Genomic DNA, 12,063 nt, shown 5'->3' on the forward strand with positions numbered 1-12,063 from the left:
CGGGCCGCCCCCGCGTCCCCCCCCGCGGGGCCCGCTACCTCCCCTCCCGTTGTGTTGCCCGTGCGGCGACCCCCCCCGCGCGCTCTCGCGACGGGACGGCCGCGAACCGCCGACTTCGTCGGCGATCCCTCCTCGAGGTCGGGATGTGCGGTGCCGGTAGCGCGGTCAGCGCGGCCGTCCGTCGTGCCTAGACCTTGTTGGGCTCCGAGGCGCGCAGCATGTCCTCGCGCTCGACGACCTTCACGCGCTCGCGGCCCTCGGGCTCGCCCAGGGCGCGCTCGTGGGCGTCGAGGCGGTACCAGCCTGCCCAGGTGGTGAACGGGATGCCCTTGCTCTCCAGGAACTCGGTCACCGCGTCGAGCTCCGGCTTGGCCGCGGGGGTGAAGTCCTTGGCGTCGTCGAGCAGGCAGGCGATGGTCTCGTTGGCGTCACCCTTGGTGTGGCCGATCAGGCCGACCGGGCCGCGCTTGATCCAGCCGGTCACGTAGGTGGCGGGCATGAAACGGGCCGAACCCTCGGCGGCCTCGTCGACGAGCACGCGCCCGGCCTCGTTGGGCACGGTGCCCGCCTGGTCGTCGAAGGGCAGCTGGGTGACGTTCTGCGACAGGTAACCCACCGCGCGATAGATCGCCTGCACGTCCCACTGCTTGAACTCGCCGGTGCCCTTGACGTTGCCGGTGCCGTCGAGCTGGGTGCGCTCGGTCTTGAGACCGACGACCTGGCCGTTCTCGCCGATGATCTCGGCGGGCGACTCGAAGAAGTGCAGGAACAGCTTGTGCGGGCGGTCGCCCTGGTCGCGGATCGCCCACTGCTCGAGGGTGTTGGCGACCATGTCGACCTGCTTGGAGTTGCGGCGAGCCGCCTCCGAGCCCTCGTCGTAGTCGATGTCCTCGGGATCGACGATGACCTCGATCGTCGGCGAGTGGTCGAGTTCGCGCAGCTCGAGCGGGGTGAACTTGGCCTGCGCGGGGCCGCGGCGGCCGAACACGTGCACCTCGACGGCCTTGTTGGCCTTGAGGCCCTTGTAGACGTTCGGCGGGATCTCGGTCGGCAGCAGCTCGTCACCGGTCTTGGCCAGCACGCGGGCCACGTCCAGGGCCACGTTGCCGACACCGAGGACGGCGACCTTCTCGGCGTCCAGCGGCCAGCTGCGCGGCACGTCCGGGTGGCCGTCGTACCAGGACACGAAGTCCGCGGCGCCGTAGGAGCCGTCCAGGTCGATGCCGGGGATGGGCAGCGCGCGGTCGGCGTTGGCGCCGGTGGAGAAGATCACCGCGTCGTAGAACTGACGCAGGTCGTCGAGGTTGATGTCGGTGCCGTAGTCGATGTTGCCGAGCAGGCGCACCTGCTCCTTGTCGAGCACCTTGTGCAGGGCGGTGATGATGCCCTTGATGCGCGGGTGGTCGGGGGCGACGCCGTAGCGGATCAGGCCGAACGGCGCGGGCATGCGCTCGTAGAGGTCGATCGACACCTCGGCATCGGACTTCATCAACGCGTCGGCGGCGTAGATACCGGCCGGGCCGGCACCGACGATCGCGATGCGAAGTGGGCGAGTCGCTGCACTCTGTTCGGTCATTTCTACGCGCACCCTTTGGTCGAAAACTATTGACGGCGTCAATTTAGCTTAGGCTAAGTTGACAGTCCGGCTGCTGGCAGCATTCCGCCGATTCTATCCGCGCTGTCGTGGCCACCCGGCGCGCGGTGCGGTTGCCCGCGCCCGGTCTGTCAGGATTGCACCATGAACGAGGAGCGAACCGGCTCGGACGAGCAGCCCATCGTGGTGGATCAGACCGACAAACGATCGGTCGTCCCGTTCGTCGCGGCCGCGGTCATCGCGGTCCTGGTGCTCATCGGGATCGTGCTGGGCGGCTTGCTCGCGCCCGCTGAGAAAAATGTCACAGAGGCCGACCGGTTCGCGGCCGCCGTCACCAACTATATCGACGCGCGCTCACGCAGCGAGCTGCGTCCGCCGCCCGGCGTCGCCTGCCCAGGCTTCGACGAGGAGAAATCCGGCCTCACCGAGCGGCTCGGCGGCCCGAAATCGGCGGTGACGATCGACAAGAAGGGCTTCGCGAACGCGACCGTCAACGGTGATCGCGCCAAGATCGACGCCACCGTGCTGATCGGCGACACGCCCGCCACCAGCACCTGGAACCTGACCAGGGTCGAGGGCACCTGGCTGGTGTGCGCACCCTGACCTGTTTGACACGGTGACCAGTGCCGGGGCAATCTCAGATCGCAAGGTCATGAGTGCCAGCGCCAAGCCCCGGCTCGCTGGCCGGCAACCCTCCTCCGCGGTGGGGTGCTCCGGGTGACGACCTGGCCGTGTGTCCCGGAGTTCCGGCACGGCAAGAGCGGATTCACGCAGGAGGTTCGACATGACTTACGCCGGCGACATCACCCCTGAGAAGGCGTGGGAGATCCTGACCGAGCATCCCGGCGCGGTGCTGGTCGACGTGCGCACCGAAGGCGAGTGGGCGCAGATCGGCATCCCCGACACCAGCTCCATCGAGCGCCCGGCCCACTTCATCGAGTGGGTCGACGGCACCGGCGCGCGCAATCCGGAATTCGGCGCCCAGCTCGAGCAGGCGCTGGCCGGCCGCCCCGACGACGCGCCCGTGGTGTTCCTGTGTCGCTCCGGGCAGCGCTCCATCGGCGCGGCGACCGTGGCGACCGCGGCGGGCATCGCCCCGTCCTACAACGTGCTGGACGGTTTCGAGGGCGGACCCGACGCGTTCGGCCGGCGTGGCAGCGTGGGCTGGCGCGCGGTCGGCCTGCCGTGGCGCCAGGCATAAGGAGAGAACGCATGATCACCGGTGGTTCGTTCGACAAGCCACTGCCCGAGGGCGTCGGCCCCGCCACCCTCGGGGTCCGCGGCGGGCTGCGCCGCTCCGGTTTCGAGGAGACCTCCGAGGCGCTGTACCTGACCTCCGGTTTCGTCTACGAGAGCGCCGAGGCCGCCGAGGCCGCGTTCACCGGCGAGGTCGAGCACTTCGTCTACTCCCGCTACGGCAACCCGACCGTGGCCATGTTCGAGGAGCGCATCCGCCTGCTCGACGGCGCCGAAGCCGCGTTCGCGACCGCTTCCGGCATGTCCGCGGTGTTCACCGCGCTGGGCGCGCTGCTGAAGGCCGGCGACCGGCTCGTCGCCGCGCGCAGCCTGTTCGGTTCCTGTTTCGTGGTGTGCAACGAGATCCTGCCGCGCTGGGGCATCGAGACCGTCTTCGTCGACGGTGACGACCTCGAGCAGTGGGAGCAGGCCCTCTCGGTGCCCACCCAGGCCGTGTTCTTCGAGACCCCCGCCAACCCGATGCAGACCCTCGTCGACGTCCGCAAGGTCACCGAGCTGGCCCACGCCGCGGGCGCGAAGGTGGTGCTGGACAACGTCTTCGCCACCCCGCTGCTGCAGCGCGGTTTCGAACTCGGCGCCGACGTGGTCGTCTACTCCGGCACCAAGCACATCGACGGCCAGGGCCGCGTCCTCGGCGGCGCCATCCTCGGCGCCCAGGACTACATCGACGGCCCCGTCAAGAACCTGATGCGCCACACCGGCCCCGCCCTGAGCCCGTTCAACGCCTGGACCCTGCTCAAGGGCCTGGAGACCATGCCGCTGCGCGTGCGCCAGTCCACCGATTCCGCGTTGAAGGTCGCCCGGTTCTTGGAGACGAACAAGTCCGTGAACTGGGTCAAGTACCCCTTCCTGGAATCCCACCCCCAGCACGCGCTGGCCACCGAGCAGATGTCCGGCGGCGGCACCGTCGTCACCTTCGAACTCGCCGGCGACAACGGCAAGAAGCGCGCCTTCGAGGTCCTCAACCGCCTGCGCGTCATCGACATCTCCAACAACCTCGGCGACGCCAAAACCCTCATCACCCACCCCGCCACCACCACCCACCGAGCCATGGGCCCCGAAGGCCGAGCCTCCATCGGCCTCTCCGACGGCGTGGTCCGCATCTCGGTCGGCCTCGAAGACATCGAGGATCTCCTCACCGACCTCGACCACGCTTTGAGTTAGCTTGGGCGAGTAACGAATTACACTTCGCCCATGTATGTCGGGGGGAAGCCCGCGACGGTTTTCCAACCGGCGCCGTTGTATCTGTGGGCGATAATCGTGGTGGCGGTGCTCATGGGGTGCGCCGGTGCCTGTGCCGTCTGGGTAGAGTTCACCGGAACCCACGACGTCCCTCTGGTACCGCTGGTCGCGGCCGTGGTGACGGTCCCGTTCTCAATCCTCGGCGGCGGCTATGCCGCGACCCGGCTGGTTCGACCCCGGCCCGAACTCGTCCTGACCGCGGAAGGACTGATGGACCGGCACGGTGTGTGGGTCGGATGGAACGAGGTCGCCCGTGTGGAGTTCGCTGTCCAGAGCCTCTCCGGCGGATCCAAGGCGGAGTGGATCCACGTCTGGTTACACGACCCAGCGTCCTACTACGCCCAGGTTCCGCCGCGGGCCCGGCTGCTGTCCAAGGTGAGGATGGGCGTCAAGTCCGGGCACCTCAACTTGAGCCCACCGGTCCTGGATGCCTCCGCCCACCAGATCCTGGCCGCCTTCCGCCACTACCGCCCGAACCTCGTCATCGACTGACGCGCCCAGCCACCGAAGAACCGCTGGCCCTCCTCGTTGGACAGCCCGACGAACGCCTCCTCACCCCAATCGGTGATCACCATAGTCGCGCCCCTCAGGCGATGGTGTACGCCTTGTCGCCGAATCGCGCCACCACTTCGACTTCGCCGCCGAGCCCCTCGACGTACTTGCGGATCGTCTCGAGCCGCGACCGTTCGATCTCACCGTGTTCGATCTTCGACACCGTCCGCTGGCCGATCCCGATCCGGTCGCCGAGCTCGGTCTGATTGAGTTGCTTGGCTTTCCGGAGTTCGGCGAGCCGATACGCCCGCTCCACGGAACGCATCTTCTTCCGCAAGGCCGCGACGCGAGCCGCGTCGTGTCCAGCATCCGGATGCCGAGACCGATTGCTCTCGAACAGTTCCATCAGCCCAGTCCTCCAAGGTGTTCATCGACAACGCGGTCGGCGATGGGAATCATCCTGTCGAGCACTACGTACGAAACTAGACTGCCGCCATGAATATTGGGGCAGCCTCGCGACCCGCCACGGTCTATCACCCATCAGTTCCGCGCCTCGTGCTGATGATCGCGGCATCGCTCGCGTTCGTGGGGGTAGGTATCGCGATAGCATTCTCCGGCCGAACACCGCCGTCGATACTTGTCGCGATCGCGGTCTGCATCGCGGTGCTGGCCGGTGCCTGCGTGTCCTGTGTCGACCGATTGCTCAGGCGCGGACCGGAATTGGTGTTGACCGACGACGGTCTCGACCATCGGCGATACGGAGCTGTCCGATGGGACGAGGTTGCCTCCGTACGCATCCGGGGCACTGGCGCCTCGGCGCTGTCCAGGACACGTGTCCTGCAGATCGGTCTGCGGGATCCGGAGGATTTCTACGTGCGTAGTGCTCGGTGGACGCGATGGGTGTCCAAGGTCAATGGCAGGCTCGGATACGGCCATGTCAACCTGAAGGAAGCCATGCTCGGCGCTCCGATCGAGCAGGTGCTACATACGATGACCGTCCATCGTCGTGGGGCCGACCGCCGGTAGCGATCGGCCCCACGGATCAGGCCTTGTCGACCTCCCCGTTCGACAGCGCCTTCTGCAAGGAGTTGAAGACCGTCAACCCCTGGCCGACCATGCCGTTGACCAGTTCGCCGACGCCGTCGGGGCCGTTGAGGACGGTGAGGTTGGCGTTGGCGAGGCCGGTGGAGGCCTGTTTGACGATTTCGGGGAGTTGTTCGATGAGCAGCTGGTCGAGGGCGATGCGGTTGTTGGAGGCGGCGGCGTCGGCCTGGATGCGGGTGCGGTCGGCTTCGGCCTCGGCGAGGATGCGGACGCGCTCGGCTTCGGCCAGGGCGGGTTTGACGACCTCGGCCTGGAGTTCCTGCTCGCGCAGTTCGGCGTTCTTGCGGGCCTGTTCGGCCTGGGCGGTGAGCACTTCCTGGCGGGCGATGGCGTCGGCGAGCGGGCCCGCCTGGGCGGCTTCGGCGCGCGCCTTGTCGATATCGCGCTGGTACTGCGCCTTGAGGATGGAGGTCTCGCGCTCGTATTCGGCCTGGCGGCGCAGCGATTCCTGTTCGGCCTCGGCGGAGCGCTGGGCGGCCTGGGCCTGGGCGATCTGGGCGTCGCGCTGCACGGCCGCGTTGTGCGGGGCGGCCAGGGCGTTGATGTAGCCGAGGTCGCCGTCGTCGATGGACTGGATCTGGAACGAGTCGACCCACAGGCCGATATTGCTCATCTCCACCTTGGAGGCCAGCAGTACCTCGTCGGCCAGCTTCTGGCGTTCGCGGATGATCTCCTCGACGGTCATCGAGCCGACGATCGAGCGCAGGTGACCGGAGAAGATGCGCCCGGTCAGCACCGACATCTCCTGCTCCTGCTCGGACAGGAAGCGCTGGGCCGCGTTGACGATGGACGGGGTGTCGTTGGCGACCTTGAACGCGATCACCGCGCGCACGTCGAGCTGGATGGCCTGCTTGGTGACGCACCGCTCGCGGATCTCGGATTCGAACATCGCCAGCGACAGGTAGCGCACCTTGCGGAACAGCGGAACCACCCAGGTGCCGCGCCCGATGACCACCTTGAACGGCGCGTTGTCCTTGCTCTTGGCACCGCTGACCAGCATGGCCTCGTCGGGATCGGGAACGTGATAGCCCAGCATGCGAGCCCCTTCTCTCAATTGTCCTGCGGCGGTTGCGGTGCGAGGGGAATCCAGCTGACCACGTCGACGACGCGCCCCGGATGGACCGCGACGATCAGCACCGTGGCGCCCGCCTCGATCGGCTCCTCGGCCCGTGCCAGGTAGAGCTCGGTCCCGCCACGGATCGCGATCAGGACCTCGCCGAGCGCGCCCGCCGCACGGATCGATGACGTGATGGTGCCCGTCATGCCCTGCACGGGGTCGGTCATCTCGGCTGAACCTCCTTGTCTCGCACCGAATGCGGTGAGCTTACGAAAAGAGGGTTGCAAAATTCTTATTGACAGCATCCTGTCAAACATGACAGCATACTGTCATGACGAAGAAAACAGTCCACGCCGCGGTCTACGACACCCTCGCCGACTGGGAGGCGGGCGCCGCCCTGGCGAATATCGCCGACACCTCCTGGCATCGCGAGCCCGGTGTCTTCGAGGTGCGCACCGTCGGGCTCACCGCCGAACCGGTCACCACCATGGGCCGCTTCCGCGTCACTCCCGACCTCGCCCTGGCCGAGCTCGACCCCGCCGACAGCGCCATGCTGATCCTGCCGGGCGCCGAACTGTGGTCCGGTGACGCGCTGAATCCCTTCGCGGAGACGGCGAAACGCTTCGTCGAGGCGGGTGTCCCGGTCGCCGGAATCTGCGGCGCCACCATCGGTCTGGCACGGATCGGACTGCTCGACACCCGCGCGCACACCAGTAACGACCCGGGAACCCTTGCCGAGACCGGCTATTCGGGCGCGCCGCACTATGTCGACGCACCGGCGGTCACCGACGGCGACGTGATCACCGCGAATGCCATGTCCCCGTTCGAATTCGCGCGCGAGATCTTCGCCCGCCTCGACCTCTACGAGCCGCCGGTCCTCGACGCCTGGTTCCAGCTGTTCGCGCACAAGGACGCCTCCGCCTACGCCGCGCTGGCCGGACAGTGACGCCCGAACAGGAACTGCTCGACGGCGCCGCGCTCACCGTCTACCGGCTCAACGGCCAATTCCTCACCATCGGTGACGGATTGGCCGCACCGGCGGGCATCTCGGTGGCCTGGTGGCAGGTGATGGCGGCGGTGCAGCAGCAACCGCTGCCGGTCGCCGGGATCGCGCGCGCGATGGGCATCACCCGGCAGAGCGTGCAGCGGGTGGCGGATCTGCTGGTGGCCGAGGGCATTTGCGAGTACCGGCCCAATCCGGCGCACAAGCGGGCCAAGCTCGTCGCGATCACCGAAGCGGGGCTGGCCGCCATCGAACGGATCGGCCCGCAGCACGCGGCCATGGCCGAGCGCCTCGCCGCGGTACTCGGCCCGGCGGAGTTCGCCGCCACCGTCGCCACCCTCACCCGGCTCAGCGCGGCACTCGACACGATCATCGACGGATCGGACCGCGGCTGAGGCGCTGATGCATCCTTGCTATGGTCCCAGGCACGTGATCGAACAGTCCTCTTCGCCCGGGAAACCTCAGCTACGGATCGGATCGAACATGTCGAAGACACTCGCGGCGGCAGCCGCGGTTCTGGCCGTCCTCGGAGCGCTCACCGCGGGCCCGATCGGCACCGCGCACGCCGCGGACCCGGCGGTGCTCGGTGGCGGTTCCGGCATCCTCGTCGACGGCGCGACCTGCACCCTCACCACGATCGGGCACGACGCCGCGGGCCGGTTGGTCGGGCTCACCGCGGCGCACTGCGGGCCGGAGGGGGCGAGCATCGTCGCCGAGACGAATGCCGAGGCGGGCACCGTCGGCACGGTCGGCTACCGCAGCGAGGCCATGGACTACTCGGTGATCACCTTCGATCCGGCCGTGGTGGTGCCGGTGAACCGGGTGGGCAATACGACCATCACCGGCGTCGGCGGCCCGGCGCAGTTCCCGGACATCGCCTGCAAGGAAGGCCGCAGCACCGCGCAGACCTGCGGACTCGCCTACGGTGACCCGCTGGAATCCGGGATCGCCACGCTCACCCAGATCTGTGTGGTCTCCGGTGATTCCGGTGGCCCGGTGGTGGTGGGCTCCACGCTGGTCGGGATGGTCAACGGGTATGTCTACGTGCCCTGCCTGGGCCCGGAGGTGGGCATGAACATCACCGCGATCCTCGCCGACATCGACGGCCGCGGTGACCTCGGCGCGGGTTTCCGGCCGATCTGACCCCGGACAACGACGAAGCCCCTCGTCACCGAGGGGCTTCGTCGTGTCGAGGATCAGCTCTGCAGCGCTACCTCGATCTCGAGGGTGAGGGTGATCTTGTCGCCGATCACCGTGCCGCCGTCGGGCAGCGGCATGTCGATGTCGAGACCGAACTCGCGACGCGAGACCACGGTCTTGGCCTCGAAGCCGGCGACCGGGCCATTGCCCATGCCCGGGTTCACGCCGAGGAACTCGACCTCGAGCGAGACCGGCTTGGTGTTGCCGCGCACGGTGAACTCACCGTCGACGACGAAATCGCTGCCCTCGCCGCGGAATCCGGTGGACTTGAAGGTCATCACCGGGAACTGCTCGGCGTGGAAGAAGTCGGCGGTGCGCAGGTGGCCGTCGCGCTGGGCGTTGTCGGTGGTCAGCGAGTCGACGCGGATCTCGGCGTGCGCGGAGGCGGAGCCGTCCTCGCCGATGACGAGCGCGCCGTCGAAATCGGTGAAGCGGCCGCGGACCTTGCTCACCATGAGGTGGCGGACGGAGAAGCCGACGGTGGAGTGGCTGGCGTCGATGGTCCAGGTGCCCGCGGTGAGGCCGTTGGCGAGTGCGGTGGTCATAGGGAACTCCTTGTGGGGGTGAGGTTTCCGGCTAGCAGATCTTCGAAGGGGGTGGTTTCGGCGTAGGGGTCGACGGTGCGGGTGCGCGATCGTCCGGCCAGGAGTTCGGTGAATTCCTCGGCGGCACGGTCGATTCGGCGGTCCAGGCCGTCGCCCGCGCCGTCGCCCCAATCCGTGGACGCCGCGTAGACGGCGGTCGGGACGACGACCGAGCGCAGATAGGCGAACAGCGGTCGCAGCGCGTGTTCCAGTGCGAGCGAATGCCGTTCGGTGCCACCGGTGGCACCGATCAACACCGGCATCCCGACCAGCGACTCCGGTTCGAGCACGTCGAAGAACGTCTTGAACAGGCCGCTGTAGGAGGCGTTGAAGATCGGTGTCACCGCGATCAGGCCGTCGGCGGTGACGACCCGGTCGATGGTGGTGCGCAGACTGGGGGAGGCGAACCCGGCGACGAGGTTGTCGGCCAGGTCGCGGGCGTGTTCACGCAGGTCGACGAAGTCGAGTTCGACTTCGTGGCCCCGAGCCGTCGCGGCGGCGAGCCGCTCGGCGAGCAGCCGGGTCGAGGAGGGCTGTGACAGCCCCGCCGAGACCACGGCGATACGTGCGGTCATGCGGCGACCTCCGTTTCCTTGGCGGCCAACAGCGACGCGTGGGTCGGCGCGTCGGGCACGTGCGCGGGGCGACCGGCGGCGAACTCCTTGCGCAGCACGGGAATCACTTCCTCGCCGAGCAGGTCGAGCTGTTCGAGCACGGTCTTCAGCGGCAGGCCCGCGTGGTCGACGAGGAACAGTTGACGCTGGTAGTCGCCGAAGTTCTCGCGGAAGGTGAGCGTCTTCTCGATGACCTGCTCCGGGCTGCCGACGGTCAGCGGGGTCTGCTCGGTGAACTCCTCGAGCGAGGGCCCGTGCCCGTAGACCGGCGCGTTGTCGAAGTACGGCCGGAACTCGCGCACGGCGTCCTGGGAGTTCTTGCGCAGGAACACCTGGCCGCCGAGCCCGACGATCGCCTGGTCGGCGCTGCCGTGCCCGTAGTGCTCGTAGCGGCGGCGGTACAGGTCGATGAGCCGCTGGAAGTGGTCGGTGGGCCAGAAGATGTGGTTGGCGAAGAAGCCGTCACCGTAGTAGGCGGCCTGTTCGGCGATCTCCGGGCTGCGGATCGAGCCGTGCCACACGAACGGGGGGACCTCGTCGAGCGGGCGCGGGGTAGCGGTGAACGATTGCAGCGGGGTGCGGAAGCGGCCCTGCCAGGTCACCACGTCTTCGCGCCACAGCTTGTGCAGCAGGGCGTAGTTCTCGATGGCGAGGGGGATGCCGTCGCGGATGTCCTTGCCGAACCACGGGTAGACCGGGCCGGTGTTGCCGCGGCCGAGCATCAGGTCGACGCGGCCGTCGGCCAGGTGCTGCAGGGTCGCGAAGTCCTCGGCGATCTTGACCGGGTCGTTGGTGGTGATCAGCGTGGTCGAGGTCGACAGCTGGATGCGGTCGGTGCGGCCCGCGATGTAGCCGAGCATGGTGGTGGGTGAGGACGGCACGAAGGGCGGGTTGTGGTGCTCGCCCATGGCGAACACGTCCAGGCCCACCTCCTCGGCCTTCTGCGCGATGGTCGTCATCGCCTTGATCCGCTCGCCCTCGGTGGGGGTACGGCCGGTCGTCGGATCGGTGGTCACGTCACCCACGGTGAAGATTCCGAACTGCACTGGCCCTCCTCGGCTCGCTTTGGTTGCCATGGCAACTATAACTAGTGGACGAGGAAACTTATTCCGGTGAGAGCTAGCTCACAGGTCGGTGAAGGGCCTGCTGGTGCGGCCGACCAGGTCGGCGACCGAATCGACCACCATGGTCGGGCGGAAGGGGTAGGCCTCGACCGAGGACTTGGTGGAGATGCCCGAGGTGACCAGGACCGTGCGCAGGCCGGCTTCGAGCCCGGCGATGACATCGGTGTCCATCCGGTCGCCGATCATGACCGTGCTCTGTGAGTGCGCGCCGATGCGGCGCAGGGCCGAGCGCATCATCAGCGGGTTGGGTTTGCCCACGTAGTAGGGGTCCTTGCCGGTGGCCCGCGTGATCAGCGCGGCGACCGAGCCGGTGGCGGGCAGGACGCCGTCGCGGGAGGGGCCGGTGGCGTCGGGATTGGTGGCGATGAACTTGGCGCCGCGGTCGACCAGGCGGATGGCGGTGGTGATGGCCTCGAAGGAGTAGGTGCGGGTCTCGCCGAGCACCACGTAGTCGGGGTCGACATCGGTGAGCACGTAGCCGATCTCGTGCAGCGCGGTGGTGAGGCCGGATTCGCCGACCACGTAGGCGGTGCCGTTGGGGCGCTGCTCGTCGAGGAAGGTGGCGGTGGCCAGCGCGGAGGTCCAGATGGACTGTTCGGGGATGTCCAGGCCGGTCTGGCGCAGCCTGGCCTGCAGGTCGCGCGGGGTGCGGATGGAGTTGTTGGTGAGGACCAGGAACGGGATCTCGTTGGCGCGCAGCTCGGCGAGGAACTCGTCGGCGCCGGGGATCAGCTGGTCCTCGTGGACCAGCACACCGTCCATGTCGGTCAGGTACGACAAGATCTGCTCATC

The 12,063-nt window shown here is 68.1% G+C and carries 16 protein-coding genes and 1 riboswitch; of the genes, 8 read left to right on the plus strand and 8 right to left on the minus strand.

Annotated elements, in window-relative coordinates:
* Nucleotides 1-187 precede the first annotated feature (187 nt).
* Nucleotides 188-1,576: an FAD-dependent oxidoreductase gene (locus tag ACWEMY_RS24245; RefSeq protein ID WP_375931116.1), complete on the minus strand. Its 1,389-nt coding sequence runs from the start codon at nt 1,574-1,576 to the stop codon at nt 188-190.
* A gap of 162 nt (nt 1,577-1,738) precedes the next feature.
* Between ACWEMY_RS24245 and ACWEMY_RS24250 the strand changes: the two genes are divergently transcribed.
* The 4 genes from ACWEMY_RS24250 to ACWEMY_RS24265 all read left to right on the plus strand — a co-directional run bounded on the left by ACWEMY_RS24250 (nt 1,739) and on the right by ACWEMY_RS24265 (nt 4,585).
* Nucleotides 1,739-2,197, plus strand: coding sequence for an Rv0361 family membrane protein (locus ACWEMY_RS24250; protein WP_452391864.1), 459 nt, complete (start codon nt 1,739-1,741; stop codon nt 2,195-2,197).
* Nucleotides 2,198-2,242: 45 nt separating this feature from the next.
* A riboswitch (SAM riboswitch) is annotated at nt 2,243-2,361 on the plus strand.
* A gap of 17 nt (nt 2,362-2,378) precedes the next feature.
* Nucleotides 2,379-2,795: a rhodanese-like domain-containing protein gene (locus ACWEMY_RS24255; RefSeq protein WP_375931111.1), complete on the plus strand. Its 417-nt coding sequence runs from the start codon at nt 2,379-2,381 to the stop codon at nt 2,793-2,795.
* Between the two features lie 11 nt (nt 2,796-2,806).
* Nucleotides 2,807-4,015 carry an O-succinylhomoserine sulfhydrylase gene (locus ACWEMY_RS24260; protein ID WP_452391865.1) on the plus strand — a complete coding sequence of 403 codons (1,209 nt, stop codon included), beginning with the start codon at nt 2,807-2,809 and terminating at the stop codon, nt 4,013-4,015.
* Nucleotides 4,016-4,045: 30 nt separating this feature from the next.
* The gene (locus tag ACWEMY_RS24265) at nt 4,046-4,585 is read left to right on the plus strand and encodes a hypothetical protein (RefSeq protein ID WP_452391866.1); all 540 of its coding nucleotides are present in this window, start codon (nt 4,046-4,048) and stop codon (nt 4,583-4,585) included.
* 94 nt (nt 4,586-4,679) lie between these two features.
* On the opposite strand, the gene ACWEMY_RS24270 is transcribed toward ACWEMY_RS24265, so the two are convergent.
* Entirely contained in the window at nt 4,680-4,991 is a 312-nt protein-coding gene (locus ACWEMY_RS24270; RefSeq protein WP_452391867.1) for a helix-turn-helix domain-containing protein, read from the minus strand.
* Between the two features lie 89 nt (nt 4,992-5,080).
* Between ACWEMY_RS24270 and ACWEMY_RS24275 the strand changes: the two genes are divergently transcribed.
* Nucleotides 5,081-5,611, plus strand: coding sequence for an STM3941 family protein (locus tag ACWEMY_RS24275; protein ID WP_452391868.1), 531 nt, complete (start codon nt 5,081-5,083; stop codon nt 5,609-5,611).
* A gap of 16 nt (nt 5,612-5,627) precedes the next feature.
* Here ACWEMY_RS24275 and ACWEMY_RS24280 read toward each other — a convergent pair whose 3' ends face one another.
* Nucleotides 5,628-6,725 carry an SPFH domain-containing protein gene (locus ACWEMY_RS24280; protein ID WP_452391869.1) on the minus strand — a complete coding sequence of 366 codons (1,098 nt, stop codon included), beginning with the start codon at nt 6,723-6,725 and terminating at the stop codon, nt 5,628-5,630.
* Nucleotides 6,726-6,739: 14 nt separating this feature from the next.
* On the minus strand, nt 6,740-6,973 hold the full coding sequence (locus tag ACWEMY_RS24285; protein ID WP_375931090.1) for a hypothetical protein: 234 nt from the start codon (nt 6,971-6,973) through the stop codon (nt 6,740-6,742).
* A 104-nt stretch (nt 6,974-7,077) separates the two neighbouring features.
* On the opposite strand from ACWEMY_RS24285, the gene ACWEMY_RS24290 reads away from it, so the two are divergent.
* The 3 genes from ACWEMY_RS24290 (at nt 7,078) to ACWEMY_RS24300 (ending at nt 8,892) form a co-directional block, all read left to right on the plus strand.
* Entirely contained in the window at nt 7,078-7,692 is a 615-nt protein-coding gene (locus tag ACWEMY_RS24290; RefSeq protein ID WP_452391870.1) for a DJ-1/PfpI family protein, read from the plus strand.
* A complete protein-coding gene (locus tag ACWEMY_RS24295) occupies nt 7,689-8,144 on the plus strand; it encodes a MarR family winged helix-turn-helix transcriptional regulator (RefSeq protein ID WP_452391871.1) in 456 nt (151 codons plus the stop codon). The genes ACWEMY_RS24290 and ACWEMY_RS24295 overlap by 4 nt, the downstream gene beginning before the upstream one ends.
* A gap of 88 nt (nt 8,145-8,232) precedes the next feature.
* Nucleotides 8,233-8,892 carry a serine protease gene (locus ACWEMY_RS24300; RefSeq protein ID WP_452391872.1) on the plus strand — a complete coding sequence of 220 codons (660 nt, stop codon included), beginning with the start codon at nt 8,233-8,235 and terminating at the stop codon, nt 8,890-8,892.
* 53 nt (nt 8,893-8,945) lie between these two features.
* Here the strand turns inward: ACWEMY_RS24300 and ACWEMY_RS24305 are convergent, their stop codons facing one another.
* The 4 genes from ACWEMY_RS24305 to ACWEMY_RS24320 all read right to left on the minus strand — a co-directional run bounded on the left by ACWEMY_RS24305 (nt 8,946) and on the right by ACWEMY_RS24320 (nt 12,033).
* A complete protein-coding gene (locus ACWEMY_RS24305; RefSeq protein WP_375931079.1) occupies nt 8,946-9,494 on the minus strand; it encodes a YceI family protein in 549 nt (182 codons plus the stop codon).
* Nucleotides 9,491-10,108 (minus strand): FMN reductase, encoded by a 618-nt coding sequence (locus ACWEMY_RS24310; protein WP_452391873.1) that lies wholly within the window; start codon nt 10,106-10,108, stop codon nt 9,491-9,493. The genes ACWEMY_RS24305 and ACWEMY_RS24310 overlap by 4 nt, the downstream gene beginning before the upstream one ends.
* Nucleotides 10,105-11,193 carry an LLM class flavin-dependent oxidoreductase gene (locus ACWEMY_RS24315; protein WP_375931074.1) on the minus strand — a complete coding sequence of 363 codons (1,089 nt, stop codon included), beginning with the start codon at nt 11,191-11,193 and terminating at the stop codon, nt 10,105-10,107. Before ACWEMY_RS24315 ends, ACWEMY_RS24310 begins: the two co-directional genes overlap by 4 nt.
* A 78-nt stretch (nt 11,194-11,271) precedes the next feature.
* The gene (locus ACWEMY_RS24320; protein ID WP_375935520.1) at nt 11,272-12,033 is read right to left on the minus strand and encodes an HAD-IIA family hydrolase; all 762 of its coding nucleotides are present in this window, start codon (nt 12,031-12,033) and stop codon (nt 11,272-11,274) included.
* Nucleotides 12,034-12,063: the final 30 nt, after the last annotated feature.

The sequence above is a fragment of the Nocardia sp. NPDC004415 genome (assembly GCF_053602435.1).

Excerpts from the sequence above, each read along its gene's own strand:
- ACWEMY_RS24245 (WP_375931116.1), bottom strand. The coding sequence starts at position 1,576 with ATGACCGAACAGAGTGCAGCGACTCGCCCACTTCGCATCGCGATCGTC.
- ACWEMY_RS24250 (WP_452391864.1), top strand. The coding sequence starts at position 1,739 with ATGAACGAGGAGCGAACCGGCTCGGACGAGCAGCCCATCGTGGTGGAT.
- ACWEMY_RS24255 (WP_375931111.1), top strand. The coding sequence starts at position 2,379 with ATGACTTACGCCGGCGACATCACCCCTGAGAAGGCGTGGGAGATCCTG.
- ACWEMY_RS24260 (WP_452391865.1), top strand. The coding sequence starts at position 2,807 with ATGATCACCGGTGGTTCGTTCGACAAGCCACTGCCCGAGGGCGTCGGC.
- ACWEMY_RS24265 (WP_452391866.1), top strand. The coding sequence starts at position 4,046 with ATGTATGTCGGGGGGAAGCCCGCGACGGTTTTCCAACCGGCGCCGTTG.
- ACWEMY_RS24270 (WP_452391867.1), bottom strand. The coding sequence starts at position 4,991 with ATGGAACTGTTCGAGAGCAATCGGTCTCGGCATCCGGATGCTGGACAC.
- ACWEMY_RS24275 (WP_452391868.1), top strand. The coding sequence starts at position 5,081 with ATGAATATTGGGGCAGCCTCGCGACCCGCCACGGTCTATCACCCATCA.
- ACWEMY_RS24280 (WP_452391869.1), bottom strand. The coding sequence starts at position 6,725 with ATGCTGGGCTATCACGTTCCCGATCCCGACGAGGCCATGCTGGTCAGC.
- ACWEMY_RS24285 (WP_375931090.1), bottom strand. The coding sequence starts at position 6,973 with ATGACCGACCCCGTGCAGGGCATGACGGGCACCATCACGTCATCGATC.
- ACWEMY_RS24290 (WP_452391870.1), top strand. The coding sequence starts at position 7,078 with ATGACGAAGAAAACAGTCCACGCCGCGGTCTACGACACCCTCGCCGAC.
- ACWEMY_RS24300 (WP_452391872.1), top strand. The coding sequence starts at position 8,233 with ATGTCGAAGACACTCGCGGCGGCAGCCGCGGTTCTGGCCGTCCTCGGA.
- ACWEMY_RS24305 (WP_375931079.1), bottom strand. The coding sequence starts at position 9,494 with ATGACCACCGCACTCGCCAACGGCCTCACCGCGGGCACCTGGACCATC.
- ACWEMY_RS24310 (WP_452391873.1), bottom strand. The coding sequence starts at position 10,108 with ATGACCGCACGTATCGCCGTGGTCTCGGCGGGGCTGTCACAGCCCTCC.
- ACWEMY_RS24320 (WP_375935520.1), bottom strand. The coding sequence starts at position 12,033 with ATGGACGGTGTGCTGGTCCACGAGGACCAGCTGATCCCCGGCGCCGAC.